This window comes from Sporosarcina thermotolerans (assembly GCF_030067815.1).
In the GTDB taxonomy this organism is placed as follows: Bacteria; Bacillota; Bacilli; order Bacillales_A; family Planococcaceae; genus Sporosarcina; species Sporosarcina thermotolerans.
In genome coordinates this window covers 3,034,918-3,048,968 of sequence record NZ_CP125968.1, presented here as the reverse complement: position 1 = coordinate 3,048,968, position 14,051 = coordinate 3,034,918, and the positions used below count along the sequence as shown (strand labels likewise).

The following is a 14,051-nucleotide window of genomic DNA, read 5'->3' as shown; positions in this document are numbered from 1 at the left end:
ACTGGAAAAGAAATGGGGATGGGGAATGGAATTTATTCGATTTGAGAACGCAAAGCAATTTGCAACGGTTGCCGAACCGATCGTTGAGAAGCAAGAGGATGTCTTCAGCTTGTTTTATGGTGTTTTACAGGCAATTAAGGCGGGGAAGTATGAGAATCCATTCATGGCAGCAGTGGTGGAAGGGGATGAGGTACTTGCACTTCTTCAAATGACACCCCCACATCCAGTAAATCTTGTCATTGTGGATGAAAGTAAAATTGATGAAGTGATAGATTTCATTATCCGTGAAATTAACGAAACTGCAGTCACTGTCACATCAGTTATTAGCTTGAAGCAATGGGCTGAGTTGTTTGCAGACAAATGGGTGGCACATACAGGAGAAAAGCAAAAACTTTTGATGGATCAAGGGCTTTATCGATTGGAAAATGTCGATAAAACGATTGATATGAGTCCGGGAAGTTGGCGGTATGCGACGATGGATGATCATTCATTGATTGTAAGCTGGTATTCGTTTTTTGAAGATGATGCGAATTTGGAAAGGACTCCTATTGAACTTGTGAAAGATAGAGTCACACAATTCATTGAAGCACAGGAAGTATTCTTGTGGGAAGATGAAGGGAAAGTTGTTTCAATGATGAAGAAATCAAGGCCGACAAGGAATGGAGTCACGGTCTCATTGGTCTTTACACCGAAAGAGGAACGAAGGAAAGGATATGCTCGGACGATGGTGGCATACGGCTCCATGGAGCTTTTAAAAGAGTATGATTTCTGTGTTCTATATACTGATATGATGAATCCTACTTCAAATAAGATTTATAAGGAAATTGGATATAAGCATATTGCGGATTCGATTCATATTGGATTTGAGAAATAAGGGGAGGGCGTGGGTCGCGCTCAAGAAGTGTGTCCCGCGCTCAAGAATTACGTTCCGCGCTCAAGAATTACGTTCCGCGCTCAAGTAAGTGCGTCCGCGCTCAAGAATTGCATGCCGCGCTCAAGTAAGTGTGTGCCACGCTCAAGAAGTGCGTGCCGCGCTCAAGAAGTATATGCCGTTCCCAAAGCCTGCCCATGAGCATACAAAAAGGCCGCCATCATTGGCGGCCTCATTGCAAGTTAAGCTTCACTCGCCGTAAATATCCCCAACGCCTCAATTCTTCCAACGGCCTCTGCAATCCGCTCTTCACTCTCTAACAATCCCACACGTACATAACCCTCCCCATGTTTGCCGAAGCCGTTGCCTGGAGCAACAACGACTCCTGCTTTTTGAAGAAGGATATCCGCAAATGATTCACTCGTATAGCCTTCCGGAACAGGCAACCAAGCGAAGAATGAGGCTTTCGGTGCTTCTACGTCCCATCCGATACGCTGACATTCGCTTATCAATACATTTCTACGACTCTCATATAGTGCCGTCAGTTCACCCACACATGATTGATCTGCACCTAAAGCCGCGATTGCAGCGTGTTGGATTCCGGGGAACATGCCGATAAACAGCTGGCTTTGCAATCTGCTTATGGCTTCAATCATTTTTGCATTTCCTACTGCAAAGGCGACCCTCCAACCAGCCATATTATATGTTTTCGACAACGTATACAGTTCGATTCCGAGTTCCTTTGCTCCATCCGCTTGAAGGAAACTTACCGGCTTAACTCCATCAAAACCGATTCCTCCATACGCCATATCATGCACGATAAATATTCCATTGTCCCTTGCATAGAAAATCGTTTCTTCGAAAAAGGAATGTTTGCAACGGCACTCGTCGGGTTGTTCGGATAGTTCAAATACATGATCTTTGCTTTTTGCTTCGCCTCATCTGAAATTGAAGCAAAGTCTGGCATGTACCCATTTTCCTTAAGAAGCGGCATCGTTTCATACTTGATGTTTGCAAGACTAACACCTGATAGATAATCAGGATACCCTGGATCAGGCAATAAGAGAAGATCACCTTCATTCATCATCGCAAGGGGAATTTCCACTAACCCAATTTTTGAACCGCCTAAAATGGCGACCTCTGTATCAGGGTCCACCTCCACACCGTATTCCCGATTATAAAAATCTGCAACTGCCTTTCGTAGTTCTGGAATACCGTTAAATGGCGAGTAGCCATGATTTTCCGGACGTTCCGCGGCTAACTGCAAAGCTTTAATAATGTGATCAGGTGTCGGTTGATCGGGATTTCCTCTTCCAAGATTGATAATGTCCAGACCGGATTGCTTCGCTGCTTCAACTTTTTTAACTAACCCGGAAAAAAAGTGGAGGCATGTTATTTAATCGATTTGAAATCATATGAACAACCCCGTTTTCGTATTTTTTAGACTCATCAGAATACCGATTGCTATCATTCTACTATATGCGATAGGGCGAACTCAACATGATTTTAGTCATATGAAAAAAGCCGCCCCACATAATAAGGGCGGCATCATGAATTCATTAATATTTTCGATTTTGATCCATAATAAACGTTAATAGTGTAATCCAATGACTCATTTTGCGATATACCTCTATATATTCAGGAGACTCCTTTTTAAGCCGTTTATCAAGATTTGAATAAAAACGAATAATATGGAATGGCTTTGTTTCATCATCCACTATAATTTTCATTTCAATCGTGACGGTTTTTCGAAGGATTGCTTTTCTCGCCAATGACATTTTTTCATTAATAACGGGATCGAGGGATTGTCCAATCGCCTCGAGTCTATCGGTTGTCCCCTCGACCTCGCTAAAGACCACTTTTTTCCGAATACCATTTTCGTATGTTTCAATAGCCAATAACTGTTCATATGAATAATCAAATATTTCATAAGGCATTTTTAAATAGGCCTTGGATACGCGCTTACCGTCAGCAAGCAAAGAGGGTTCCCAAAAATGAATTCTCCTGTTTCGTTCATCAATGGCGATTTTTGAAAGTAGGTCATCAGAAACGAATGCATGTGTTTCATGATAAGTTGATTTTTTGGGCTTATATGTTTCAAGATGCTCAAGTTGTTTTGCTTTTAGTTTATTTTCTGTACGTGTTGCTAAAGTCAGGAAAAGGGCTGCGAATCCGAAAAAGATTGCGAAAAAAATAAATCCGTATAGAAATTGATCTTGCCTGACAAGGGTAAAAAGGGCAATGGTTCCTATAATCGGTGCCAGGCAGCCAAAGCGTACATACCAATTGGATTGTGTGGAAGGCAAAAGAACCCCTCATTTCAGTAGAATAATATATGTATTATCATATCTGAAGGTTACATGAATGACAATGAAACAATGAAAAAGCTGTCCCTAAAAAAAGGCGGGGACAGCTTTTAATGAACTTATTGAACGTTTGCTGCTTCGATCTCGTCAGTCAATTCTACAAGCTGATCGATCAATTCGCCGATATAAGCGATTGTATCCTTCAATGGCTGTTCAGTTGTAATATCAACGCCCGCCATTTTCGAAAGTTCAGCAGGAGATTTTGTACCACCTGCTTGGAGTACTTTCAACCAATCATCTACAGCCGGTTGACCTTCTGAAAGGATTCGTTTCGATACTTGTGTTGAAATCGTCAAACCTGCGCTGTATGTGTAAGGGTATAAGCCCATATAGTAGTGAGGTTGACGCATCCAAGTCAATTCTGCACCTTCATTGATTTTTACGTCATCGCCCCAGAATTCTTCCAATACGCCGCGCTTCAAGCTATTCAATACATTGGCATTGACGCTGCCGCCTGCATCGATACGCTCATACACTTTACGTTGGTAAGCTGCTTCAAGTAAATGTGTAACGAAGTTATGGTAATACGTACGTGCTACGATGGACGAGATTACCCAACGCTTGAATTTCGGATCATCCGAATTGGAAAGCAGGTGGTTCGCCACAAGCATTTCATTCATCGTCGATGGTGCTTCGATGAAATACATGGAAGGACGTGAATTGAAAATGTTTTGATGCTGATGGGCGTTATAGAAATGTCCTGCGTGTCCAAGCTCATGCGCTAAAACGAAGACATCTTCCATACTGCCTGTCCAAGAAATTAAGATATAAGGGTGTACGCCATAAGGGCTTGAACAGAATGCTCCTGTAGATTTACCTACGTTTTGCGCAAAGTCTGTCCAGCGCTCTTTATAAGAACGATCCACCATGTTCACATAATCTTCACCCATAATTGATAGGGCATCATCAATGTATTTCTTTGAATCTTCAATTGTAATCTTTGGCTCGTAATTTGGATCCAAAGGAATTTTTAAATCAGAGAATGTCATCTCGTCAAGTCCGTGAACTTTTTGAAGAAGTTTTGCATATTTGCGCATATGCGGTGCAAGGCCTTCCGTGATCAAATCGATTTGACGGTTATACATAGAGCGGTCAACTTCTTGGTTGAAAAGAAGAAAATCGAAAACATTGTCATGTCCTCTTAAGTCTGAAGTTGTTTTTTCCTTTTGCAAATGCGTGTCATATGCTTTTGCAGTTGTATGCTGATATTCTCTTAATTTGGCATGGAATGAGTCATATGCAGCTCTTCTTTTCTCCGTGTCGACTTCGGACTCCCAGCCGCCTTCGAAAGTTGTATAGCTTAGAGGGAATTCTTCCCCGTTTACTTCGAAATTGTCGAATTTCATATCGACTAATTTTGTCGTATTGTAAATGCCGTATGGCGCATTCAGTACGGAAGAGAATGCAGCTAATGTCTTTTCCACTTCTGGGTGCAGTTTGTGTGGCTTTTGGCGAATCAATTCCTCAAGATAATTTTTGTAATCGTCGGATTGGTTCATTGCTTTTTCAAGGATTTCACTGGATACTTCGGAAAGCTCACTTGTGAAGAATGAAAGTTTGCTTCCAAGCTTTGAAGAGATAGAGCTGTATTTGCTTGATCGCATTTGTGCTTCGTCGTTTGTTTGGTCCACGCTAAGTGATAGGCTTTGATATGTGCCAATCGGTGTCATTTTGCCCATGATGGATGCGTAGCCGTCTAACGCTTCAAGAACTGCAGTTTCATCAGTCATTTTACCTTTGAAACGTTCTTCAAATGAAGCGACTTCACTTTCAAGTTGGACGAGTGCAGCATTGTAGTCGTCTTCGGTTTTAAAGAGATCTTGCAAATTCCATGTTTCTTCGATTTTTACTTCAGAACGTGGTGGTAAGCTTTTAACCAATTCTCATCTCTCCCTTTTAATATTACGGTAGTCGAACTAATTATAGTATATAGCAAACTAATAGAAAAGTAAAAATGATTCAGCAAACTTATTTTTGTTGCTGAAAGATACGGTTTACCGTAAGGCGATTCTTCGCTATTTTACCCAGACAACGTATAATAAAAGAAACAGAAGAAGAATTCATTTTTCCTTTAGTTAAAAAAAGAGGTGCAATTACTTGAAACAATTTGAAACAGCTTTACCTGAGCAGTATGAAACATTAAAAAAACAGGCCAATTATACGTCTAGCTGGCGAGAGCGTTTAGATGCAGTCCAAACGTTATCGGCTTATCAACATGACAAAGTCATTGATTTATTAAAAAATCGTATGCAGAATGATACTGTCAACAAGGTGCAATTAGCAGCCTATGAAGCACTTGTGGCGTTTGGCGAGAATGTAGAGAAGCCATTACCTGCGCGTTTTGATATTATCAAAGACACAGACAAAATTTTCCTACGGATTAAAAAGAGCTTACCGAAGGACCATACAGTGGCAGACTTTGCGGATAAGCTAAAACGTATGCGTTTAGATGTCTTTGATGCGTATGAAGGCGACAAGGGTGTACAATTTATGAACTGGTTAGAGGAACGTTGGGCAAAACTGTAATTATTAGTTTGGTGATTTATAAAGGAAAGTCATTCTCTCCGCATGTGGAGAGGATGGCTTTTTCTTATCCTACCGGTAAGGTTCATCGAAGAAATAATAGTTAATCTTGTTGAAGTTTGGAGAGCTGTTGAATTTCCTCTGATACAACAAAAGCCAAATCTTCATTGCCGAAGAGTTGGAGGACGTCAAGCATTGTTTCATTGTCTATGTGAAATTCGTCAAAGCCATCATCATTCTCAATTACTTTCTTTAAGGCTTCGTTTTCCAGTTGGTATGGATATGCTTTTTTATAAAGGGCTTGCGGATCTAAATCGTGATTGGTGCACCATTGGACGAATAGGCGAATCATGAGCGTTTCGTCCTCTCTGTATTTTTGTATAATTTGTTCACTGATATTTTTGAATTCCATTGTTCGACCTCCATCGATAGGCTATTATTTTAGTATAAACGAAATGGGGGATTAAACTAATGAATCGAGTAGATGTTGTGTATGCAGTCATATTAAAAGAGGGAAAAGTTCTTATGGTGAAGAACAAGAAATATAATAATTGGACGTTGCCGGGAGGGGGAGTGGAGAAAGGGAGACATTGGAACAAGCGGCAATCCGTGAAGTGTGGGAAGAAACCGGATTGACGGTTGAAATCGGAAACTGCTTGCTGTAAATGAGACATTTAGGCAAAAAGAAAATAATCATGTTTTATTTTTCACCTTCAATACGGGTGTGATTGGTGGAGAAATTGCCATTCAAGATAGAGATGGGATTTTAGATGTTCAGTGGAAGGATCTCAATGAAGCGGTTGAAGAGCTGCCTTATTATGAGGGAGGGATAAAAAAATTACTAAAAACATCGATTCCGTATGTCTATCAGGGAGTGCAGGTTTGAAGCAATACCCGAGGGCCAAAGTGATTGGTGTCTTACAATCCGGCAGTAGAATATTGGTCGAAGAATTTACAGGGAAGCACTCTAAAGGCGTAGGAGCCTATTATCGACCGATTGGCGGGTCGATTGAATTCGGTGAAAGATCCACGGACGCTCTTTTAAGGGAATTTGAAGAAGAGCTCCAAGTTACAGTGGAAATTAAGGGATATATGGGATGTATGGAAAATATCTTTGCAATAAATGAACAAATAGGTCATGAAATAATTCAGGTGTATCGTGTTGGTTTTATAGAAGAGAAAAATTACAGTAAAGAGAAATTTGAAGTTTTAGAAGGTAAACATATGTCATTTGCGAATTGGGTTAAGATAGCGGATTTTATTGTCGGGGATAAAATACTGTATCCGGATAGCTTGATTAATAAGCTAAAAGGAGAGAAGTTATGAACCAGAGGCAAATGAGTGAGAAAAATAGAATTGGTTGGAACCAAAACGCATATCAGGCATGGGAATCTCGCCATGGTCCTCCAAGTCACTATGCAGAAAAACTGAAGGCTAATCCAATAAAAAAAGTAAGTTATTATTTGGATGAAGTTGGAGATGTAAATGGAAAAAGAGTTCTAAACTTATTGGGCTCCAATGGAAATAAGGCTGTCTGTTTTGCGCTTCTTGGAGCAGATGTCACAGTTGTAGATATATCTGAAGATAATAAACGATATGCCGTGGAATTGGCGGAAGCCGCAGGTGTTTCCATTAATTACATCGTTAAAGATGTTCTTGATATAAAAACGGGAGAACTTTCTGCTTTCGATATTATTATCCTTGAGATGGGAGTATTACATTATTTTATTGATTTAGCTCCTTTATTCCAAATGGTTTCGAACCATTTGAAAGAAGGTGGTTTATTTATTGTAAGAGATTATCACCCATTCGTTTCAAAAGTGCTTCGCTATGTGGATGGGGAGCTAAAACTTGATGGCGACTATTTTAGTGAAGAGTGTAATGGGGTTGATGTTGCTTATTCAACTTTGTTACCAGAAGATAAGCGGGAGAATTTAACTAAAAACGTCATTAGGAGATGGACGATATCAGAAGTAATAAATGCCTTGATCAATGCAGGATTGACGATAAGAAAAATGAAAGAAGATAAAGGGATTCATTGGGCTTTTCCTGAAGGTTCACCTGGGGGGATATCCAATAGAATTCCGGGGACATTTATGATCTGTTCAACATTGAAACAGATATAAATCAAAGTGAATAAAGGGGGAAATGGGAAATGGGATATATAGAGGATATTAGGGAAGTGGTCGGGAATCGACCATTATTGCTTACAGGTGTTGGAGTAGGTGTGTTCAATGAAAAAGGGGAAATCCTTTTACAGAAAAATTTAGACGGACGATGGGGAATTCCTGGAGGCTTCATGGAACTTGGCGAATCCGCTGAGGAAACTGGTCGAAGGGAAGTGCTTGAGGAGACGGGGATTGAAATCGGGAAGCTTGACCTTGTAACTGTAGTCTCGGGGTCGCACACACATACGGTATTAAAAAATGGACATGAGTATTATTCTGTTACAATCGTGTTCGTGTCAAAAGACATTCAAGGCGGCGCATTAAAAGCCGATGGTGTTGAGACAACGGAAGCTTGTTTTTTCAAACTTCAAGAACTACCCGAAAATCTTAATCCGATGATTAAATCGATGATTTTTCAATACGTTTCAAAATAAATTCTAAACGGATTTCAAGCATAGGCGACCTTTTCGTATCCGCCGTAGCGATAAGTCGTGCAGATCGGTTTCTGTTTGACTTATCGCGGGAGGCATACACAAATCATTTATTACTAACAATAAAACGAACAATCCAGTTCATATCAAGTGGTCCATCAATAATTTCATAATAAAAGGCCGAATTTTGGATAATAAGATTTTCTGCAACCATAATTGTCAGACTGTTGCCTTGCGAATCTTGTAAACTAATTGACAACTCATCCATAGAACCGTAAAGATCAACATCCTCAGATTTGATTTTTTTAACACTATATTGTTGCAGGAATTTAAGCAACTCATCCACTTCAACTTCATCAATGATTTTCCAGGTTTCCGCAGGGGATCCGTTCATGGGTGGTTTATTGAAAGTGAGCGAATCGAATTCAGCATTCATTGATTCGAATAATTCATCAAAACTTTTTTCATTATAATCGTTGATAGTCTCGAGCATCGCATAAATTCCTCCGATTAATAGCGCAATGAGCAAGACGGCTCGCATTTTCATATTCAATTCCTCCTGTCACTGTTTGTATAGTATACGCTGGCGTCGCTCATGTGGAATAGTACTCATGTTATGTTTCAGGGGAAAGAAAAATTAACAATGAAGTATTTGATGTTATAATAGAATTCAAACTACAAAGAATTCAGGGAGGCTGAGCGTTATGACAACTAAAATGGTAAATGCAATACAAGATGGATATGCTGATGATTTTGCTTGGTGTTATGGATGTGGACGATTAAATGAAGATGGACATCATTTCCGAACTGGTTGGGATGGAGAAAAAACGGTTACATATTATGAGCCTTCAGAAAAGCACACAGCGATTCCAGGATTCGTATACGGAGGAGTTATTGCATCCCTAGTAGATTGTCATGGAACTGGATCTTGCGCATTGGCATTACATCGTAAGAACGGACATGAACCTGGAGACGGAGCTGAGGTTCCACGTTTTGTAACCGCTTCCTTGAATGTGAATTATTTGAAGCCGACACCACAGGGGATTGTGTTAAAGGCAGTAGGTACAGTTGAAGAGATTCATCCGAAGAAATGGAAAGTGAATGTAGAGGTATTTGCTGGAGACGTTCTATGCGTTAGCGGTGAAGTTGTTGGGGTTGTAATGCCATCGACATTTATAACAAAGTAAAAGAAGACGAAACCTTTAGAAAGTAATTCCGTATAAGTATGTATGGGAGCTGCGATGGACTGAAAGATGAAAGGAAAGGTGGAAAACGATGATCGGATTCTGGATAGTAGCGGTCGTAATGTGTGTTCCAATAGTAGCGATCATAACTGAACATCGGGAAAAGACATTAAGATACAAAACTGAATTGGTTCGGGAAGAGCTTGAACTGGAGAAATTGAAGCAGCAGAATTTCATTATTGAAACGGAAAAAATGAAACTTGAATTGGAACAGATGAAACTTGATTATACATCTGATAAAAATGATGTCATGAAAGCTTAATAATTGAAATGGGTCAGATCTGAGAGAAGGGTAGGGAAGTATGGGAATGGGATACATTACAGGTATTTTAATTGTCGGGATCGTCATGTGTGTTCCGATCACTGCTATTATCACGGATTACAAGCGGAAAACAATGAAGTTCAAAGCGGATATGGTTCGTGAAGAGATTGAACTGGAAAGATTAAAGCAGCAGAATTTCATCATTGAGACAGAAAAAATGAAGCTTGAACTTGAACAGATGAAACTCGATTATACATCCGGTAAAAATGAAATCATGAAAATCTGATGAAAGAGTGGGATCAAGATGTCAGATAATAATTCAATGCCTCCCTATAACGACCTGATCGGTGATATTCTAAAAAAGAAGTCTGATGAAGGTGGAATGGAAAACCTGAAAGGCTTCGGAAAACCGTTGCCGAAGGATTATTTTTCAGGTGATACCTTCCAACATTTTCAACGCATCGCGAAAGACGCAGGATATAAACCGCATTGGTTGAAATTACAGCATGAAATTCGTGATATGTTGTATGAAATCGACAGGTTTATAATGAATGAAGAACGGGTAGAATTGGAAAAAAGAGTCGATAAAGTGAATGAAAAAATTGCGGAACATAATAAACATTGTCCGCCCCCAATGTTAAAAGGGCGCATTTCAATAGACACGCTTGATCGTGCGAAGGAAATTTGGAAATAGATAGGAGGGAATGACGATGAAGCAAGTAGGCTGGTTAATCGTCCTTTCCCTTTTTCTTTTTACAGGCTGTTCTAAAATGAATATTGAAAAGGACCATCATCAGGTTCCAGACTTCACTGAAAGACATTCAGTCGCAGACACAATTACAGTGGAGTTTTCCGGTATCGATTTAATGATGGAAGAAATGTCCGTAGAGGAAAAAATAGGGCAATTATTAATTGTTGGTATGTCGGGGAAAACATTCAATGGCGAAATTGACCGTCTTATCCGACAAAACAAAGTCGGAGGAATTATTTTATTAGGCAAAAATATATCTACACCATCCGGCATCGTACAATTATTAAACGATAGTAAAAAGGCGAATGAAGGAAATGATATCCAGTTATTATTGTCGGTTGATGAAGAGGGTGGACGAGTTTCCCGAATACCAGCAGGGATGAAGAAATTACCCGCAGCCTCATTGATTGGACAAAAGAATAAGGAATCATTTGCTTATGAAACAGGGATTTATCTTGCCGAGCTTCTTCACTCATTCGGTTACAATATGAACTTTGCCCCGGTATTAGATGTTAATAGTAATCCACAGAACCCGGTAATCGGGGATCGATCCTTCTCTTCCGACCCTTATAAAGTTGCTTCTTTGGGTATGTCTGTTATGAAAGGAATGACCGATAATGGGATCATTTCCGTCGTTAAGCATTTTCCGGGCCATGGTGACACACATATCGACTCCCATAAAGCATTGCCTATTATTCAAAAGAGCTTACAGGAGCTTAAACAAACCGAGTTAGTACCTTTTCAAAAGGCAATCGATGAAAATGTGGATATGATCATGGTAGCCCATATACTATTTCCGGAATTGGACAAGGAGTATCCCTCTTCATTATCGAAGAAAATCATTACGGATCTTTTACGGAATGAAATGCATTATAATGGGGTTGTCATAACCGATGATTTAACAATGGGTGCAATCGTCAATGAGTATACAGTGGCTGAAGCGGCCATTCAATCTTTTTTGGCAGGTAGTGATTTACTTTTAATTGCCGGGGATTACCAAAATCAAGTAGATACGTTTGACACATTGGTGGCAGCTGTGGAATCAGGAATTATATCCATGGAAAGGCTCGATGAAAGTGTAAAACGTATTTTAGAGCTAAAGAATCGTTACGAATTAGACGATAAAGTTATTGAAGAGATTGACGTGAAAAAACTTAATCAAAAATATGACGAATTAATGAGCTGAAAAACGAAACTTCCTAAACACTCATCCGTAAAATAGAGTAGAAACGCATAAAAGGAGGTTTCAATCATGGAAAAAACCGGCCTAAAAGTATTGGTACATGCAAGCGCATTTTTTGCTCCTTTTTTAGTCCCTTTCGTACTCTATTTAGTTATTGATGATTCGGAGATAAAAAGACTATCCATCCAGGCATTATTGTTCCAATTGGTGATGGGTGCATTAATATTCATATCGGCAATATTAATTATTTTCCTTATTGGTATTCCGATGCTGATTGTATTCATATTGATGACGATAATTGTTCCTATTATTGGAATTGTAAAAGCCCTTGGTGGCGAGACATACAATTACCCGATTGTCGGCAGATGGATCTGATTGCTACAAACCCCTTCTCACAAATGTGAGAAGGGGTTTTTAAATACATAGACTATTCATTCATGTTAACTCCCTGAAATGTATATGTTGGTATAAGGATTTATAAGAAAGGGGAGAAGAATGAAGATAAAGTTCAATCTTGTCACGCAGATTTTCATTGCCTTTGTTTTAGCAATCATTTTAGGAAGTGTGTTTGGCAGTTCCATCGATTTTCTAAAACCGTTTGGGGATTTGTTTTTAAGGCTTATCAAGTTCATTATTGCACCACTCATTTTATCTACACTAGTAGTTGGTGTAGCGAGTACTTCTGATCCTAAGCAGTTAGGTAGGATTGGATTGAAAACTGTCTCGTATTATTTAGTGACGACCGCAATTGCAATTGTCATTGGCCTTACTGTTGCATTTATCATTTCACCTGGAAAAGGTGTGGATGTTTCTTCGGAGGGGCTTGTGGCGCCTGAAGCTGCGACTAAAGAGCCGCAAAGTGCCATTACGACGATACTAAATATCGTACCCGAGAATCCATTCACTGCATTATCTTCCGGGAATGTATTGCAAATCATTTTCTTCGCTTTATTCATTGGCCTTGCCATCACATTGGTCGGTGAAAAAGCACGTCCGGTTTACACGTTCTTCGAAGGCTTTGCTGAAATCATGTATAAAATAACGGGTATTGTCATGAAAGTGGCGCCAATCGGTATTTTAGGTTTGTTGGCACCGGTTGTCGGCCAATACGGATTATCCGTGCTATTGCCGTTAGTGAAGGTGATTCTTGCTGTATATATCGCTTGTATCCTGCATGCTGTACTTGTCTATTCATCTGCTGTAAAAACATTTGCTGGGATGAATCCTAAAACATTTTTCAAAGGAATCTCTCCTGCTGCATTTGTTGCGTTCAGTACGTGCAGTAGCTCCGGGACATTGCCTGTAACGATTAAGAACACGAATGAAAACTTGAAAGTGCCTAATAAGATATCAAGCTTTGTTCTTCCGTTGGGGGCAACCGTCAATATGGACGGAACTGCGATTTACCAAGGGGTCGCCGTCATATTCATCGCCCAGTTCTATAGTTTGGAACTATCGTTCATGCAACTACTGACTGTCGTTCTAATTACAATTTTAGCGTCGATTGGAACAGCGGGAGTTCCTGGGGCAGGAATGATCATGCTTGCAATGGTTCTCACATCTGTGAACATGCCACTTGAAGGGATTGCATTAATTGCAGGGATTGACCGAATTTTAGACATGATGAGAACTTCCGTCAACGTTGTTGGGGATGCTTCCGCGGCGGTTGTTGTCGCAGGAACGGAAAAGGGTAGAGTGGAATAATTTAAAAAGAGATTGGATTCTTTCGGGAATCCAATCTCTTTTTCATATGTTATTTAAATAACTGTTTAATTCTTTCCGTCCTGAGATGTTTGAACCCCATGAATGAGTCAATAATAGTCGTTGCAATAGAGCTGAGTCCCACGCCCATGATGATTAGGGAAACTTGGGTAGTGATATCTTCGGGTGATCTTTGAAAAACCTTTGCCAAAGATTCCGCAAGATATGGACGAATTAGATTAGGATTGAGAAGCAAATAGACAATCAGAAGCATCCATAATATATTAAGAAACAAATTACTAATAGCAAGCTTGGTTGTCCACTGAGGATAAAGGGCTTTGTATGAGCCTAATACAATTTCTAACGTCAACAATAAAAGTGTTGCGGGGAATAAAACAATCAATGATACATTAGTGAAAATTGACATATTAACGTCAATCCTTTCGAATACTTTACCCTCAATCTACCCGGAAATTTCATATCCTAAAACGATAATTGAAATGGAATAAATGAAGAAAGGACTCGCGCTGGAAAATTGTTGCTGTATACTA

17 protein-coding genes and 2 pseudogenes are annotated in these 14,051 nt (G+C 39.7%); 13 read left to right on the top strand and 6 right to left on the bottom strand.

Annotation, left to right across the window (positions count from 1 at the left end; all coding sequences use genetic code 11):
• The first annotated feature begins 25 nt into the window (after nt 1–25).
• Nucleotides 26–874, top strand: coding sequence for a GNAT family N-acetyltransferase (locus QNH10_RS17200; RefSeq protein WP_283732533.1), 849 nt, complete (start codon nt 26–28; stop codon nt 872–874).
• A 239-nt stretch (nt 875–1,113) separates the two neighbouring features.
• On the opposite strand, the pseudogene QNH10_RS17195 reads toward QNH10_RS17200, so the two are convergent.
• The 3 genes and pseudogenes from QNH10_RS17195 to pepF all read right to left on the bottom strand — a co-directional run bounded on the left by QNH10_RS17195 (nt 1,114) and on the right by pepF (nt 5,117).
• Nucleotides 1,114–2,267 (bottom strand): annotated as a pseudogene (locus QNH10_RS17195) (aminotransferase class I/II-fold pyridoxal phosphate-dependent enzyme).
• Between the two features lie 163 nt (nt 2,268–2,430).
• Nucleotides 2,431–3,177: a hypothetical protein gene (locus tag QNH10_RS17190; protein ID WP_283732532.1), complete on the bottom strand. Its 747-nt coding sequence runs from the start codon at nt 3,175–3,177 to the stop codon at nt 2,431–2,433.
• A 119-nt stretch (nt 3,178–3,296) separates the two neighbouring features.
• Nucleotides 3,297–5,117, bottom strand: coding sequence for an oligoendopeptidase F (gene pepF, locus QNH10_RS17185; protein ID WP_283732531.1), 1,821 nt, complete (start codon nt 5,115–5,117; stop codon nt 3,297–3,299).
• A gap of 217 nt (nt 5,118–5,334) precedes the next feature.
• On the opposite strand from pepF, the gene QNH10_RS17180 reads away from it, so the two are divergent.
• On the top strand, nt 5,335–5,763 hold the full coding sequence (locus tag QNH10_RS17180) for a HEAT repeat domain-containing protein (RefSeq protein ID WP_283732530.1): 429 nt from the start codon (nt 5,335–5,337) through the stop codon (nt 5,761–5,763).
• A gap of 100 nt (nt 5,764–5,863) precedes the next feature.
• Here the strand turns inward: QNH10_RS17180 and QNH10_RS17175 are convergent, their stop codons facing one another.
• Nucleotides 5,864–6,172, bottom strand: coding sequence for a protein YxiS (locus QNH10_RS17175; RefSeq protein WP_283732529.1), 309 nt, complete (start codon nt 6,170–6,172; stop codon nt 5,864–5,866).
• Between the two features lie 59 nt (nt 6,173–6,231).
• Between QNH10_RS17175 and QNH10_RS17170 the strand changes: the two are divergent.
• The 4 genes and pseudogenes from QNH10_RS17170 to QNH10_RS17155 all read left to right on the top strand — a co-directional run bounded on the left by QNH10_RS17170 (nt 6,232) and on the right by QNH10_RS17155 (nt 8,362).
• A pseudogene (locus QNH10_RS17170) lies at nt 6,232–6,646 on the top strand (NUDIX hydrolase).
• Nucleotides 6,643–7,086: an NUDIX hydrolase gene (locus QNH10_RS17165; RefSeq protein WP_283732528.1), complete on the top strand. Its 444-nt coding sequence runs from the start codon at nt 6,643–6,645 to the stop codon at nt 7,084–7,086. The pseudogene QNH10_RS17170 and the gene QNH10_RS17165 overlap by 4 nt, the downstream one beginning before the upstream one ends.
• A complete protein-coding gene (locus tag QNH10_RS17160; protein WP_283732527.1) occupies nt 7,083–7,886 on the top strand; it encodes a class I SAM-dependent methyltransferase in 804 nt (267 codons plus the stop codon). Before QNH10_RS17165 ends, QNH10_RS17160 begins: the two co-directional genes overlap by 4 nt.
• A gap of 29 nt (nt 7,887–7,915) precedes the next feature.
• Complete coding sequence (locus QNH10_RS17155) at nt 7,916–8,362, top strand: NUDIX hydrolase (RefSeq protein ID WP_283732526.1); 447 nt, start codon at nt 7,916–7,918, stop codon at nt 8,360–8,362.
• Nucleotides 8,363–8,465: 103 nt separating this feature from the next.
• Here the strand turns inward: QNH10_RS17155 and QNH10_RS17150 are convergent, their stop codons facing one another.
• A complete protein-coding gene (locus QNH10_RS17150; RefSeq protein ID WP_283732525.1) occupies nt 8,466–8,906 on the bottom strand; it encodes a hypothetical protein in 441 nt (146 codons plus the stop codon).
• A 157-nt stretch (nt 8,907–9,063) separates the two neighbouring features.
• Here QNH10_RS17150 and QNH10_RS17145 point away from each other — a divergent pair, with 157 nt between their 5' ends.
• The 7 genes from QNH10_RS17145 (at nt 9,064) to QNH10_RS17115 (ending at nt 13,503) form a co-directional block, all read left to right on the top strand.
• Nucleotides 9,064–9,546, top strand: a complete 483-nt coding sequence (locus QNH10_RS17145; protein WP_283732524.1) for a PaaI family thioesterase — start codon at nt 9,064–9,066, stop codon at nt 9,544–9,546.
• An 88-nt stretch (nt 9,547–9,634) separates the two neighbouring features.
• A complete protein-coding gene (locus QNH10_RS17140; protein WP_283732523.1) occupies nt 9,635–9,865 on the top strand; it encodes a hypothetical protein in 231 nt (76 codons plus the stop codon).
• Between the two features lie 46 nt (nt 9,866–9,911).
• Nucleotides 9,912–10,151: a hypothetical protein gene (locus tag QNH10_RS17135; RefSeq protein ID WP_283732522.1), complete on the top strand. Its 240-nt coding sequence runs from the start codon at nt 9,912–9,914 to the stop codon at nt 10,149–10,151.
• Nucleotides 10,152–10,169: 18 nt separating this feature from the next.
• Nucleotides 10,170–10,559, top strand: a complete 390-nt coding sequence (locus QNH10_RS17130) for a DnaJ family domain-containing protein (RefSeq protein WP_283732521.1) — start codon at nt 10,170–10,172, stop codon at nt 10,557–10,559.
• Nucleotides 10,560–10,575: 16 nt separating this feature from the next.
• A complete protein-coding gene (gene nagZ / locus QNH10_RS17125; protein WP_283732520.1) occupies nt 10,576–11,802 on the top strand; it encodes a beta-N-acetylhexosaminidase in 1,227 nt (408 codons plus the stop codon).
• Nucleotides 11,803–11,868: 66 nt separating this feature from the next.
• Nucleotides 11,869–12,174, top strand: coding sequence for a DUF4870 domain-containing protein (locus QNH10_RS17120; RefSeq protein ID WP_283732519.1), 306 nt, complete (start codon nt 11,869–11,871; stop codon nt 12,172–12,174).
• Between the two features lie 126 nt (nt 12,175–12,300).
• The gene (locus QNH10_RS17115; RefSeq protein WP_283734677.1) at nt 12,301–13,503 is read left to right on the top strand and encodes a dicarboxylate/amino acid:cation symporter; all 1,203 of its coding nucleotides are present in this window, start codon (nt 12,301–12,303) and stop codon (nt 13,501–13,503) included.
• 49 nt (nt 13,504–13,552) lie between these two features.
• Here QNH10_RS17115 and QNH10_RS17110 read toward each other — a convergent pair whose 3' ends face one another.
• The gene (locus QNH10_RS17110) at nt 13,553–13,927 is read right to left on the bottom strand and encodes a hypothetical protein (RefSeq protein WP_283732518.1); all 375 of its coding nucleotides are present in this window, start codon (nt 13,925–13,927) and stop codon (nt 13,553–13,555) included.
• Between the last annotated feature and the right edge of the window lie 124 nt (nt 13,928–14,051).

Excerpts from the sequence above, each read along its gene's own strand:
- QNH10_RS17200 (WP_283732533.1), top strand. The coding sequence starts at position 26 with ATGGAATTTATTCGATTTGAGAACGCAAAGCAATTTGCAACGGTTGCC.
- QNH10_RS17175 (WP_283732529.1), bottom strand. The coding sequence starts at position 6,172 with ATGGAATTCAAAAATATCAGTGAACAAATTATACAAAAATACAGAGAG.
- QNH10_RS17160 (WP_283732527.1), top strand. The coding sequence starts at position 7,083 with ATGAACCAGAGGCAAATGAGTGAGAAAAATAGAATTGGTTGGAACCAA.
- QNH10_RS17155 (WP_283732526.1), top strand. The coding sequence starts at position 7,916 with ATGGGATATATAGAGGATATTAGGGAAGTGGTCGGGAATCGACCATTA.
- QNH10_RS17150 (WP_283732525.1), bottom strand. The coding sequence starts at position 8,906 with ATGAAAATGCGAGCCGTCTTGCTCATTGCGCTATTAATCGGAGGAATT.
- QNH10_RS17145 (WP_283732524.1), top strand. The coding sequence starts at position 9,064 with ATGACAACTAAAATGGTAAATGCAATACAAGATGGATATGCTGATGAT.
- QNH10_RS17140 (WP_283732523.1), top strand. The coding sequence starts at position 9,635 with ATGATCGGATTCTGGATAGTAGCGGTCGTAATGTGTGTTCCAATAGTA.
- QNH10_RS17135 (WP_283732522.1), top strand. The coding sequence starts at position 9,912 with ATGGGATACATTACAGGTATTTTAATTGTCGGGATCGTCATGTGTGTT.
- QNH10_RS17130 (WP_283732521.1), top strand. The coding sequence starts at position 10,170 with ATGTCAGATAATAATTCAATGCCTCCCTATAACGACCTGATCGGTGAT.
- nagZ (WP_283732520.1), top strand. The coding sequence starts at position 10,576 with ATGAAGCAAGTAGGCTGGTTAATCGTCCTTTCCCTTTTTCTTTTTACA.
- QNH10_RS17120 (WP_283732519.1), top strand. The coding sequence starts at position 11,869 with ATGGAAAAAACCGGCCTAAAAGTATTGGTACATGCAAGCGCATTTTTT.
- QNH10_RS17110 (WP_283732518.1), bottom strand. The coding sequence starts at position 13,927 with ATGTCAATTTTCACTAATGTATCATTGATTGTTTTATTCCCCGCAACA.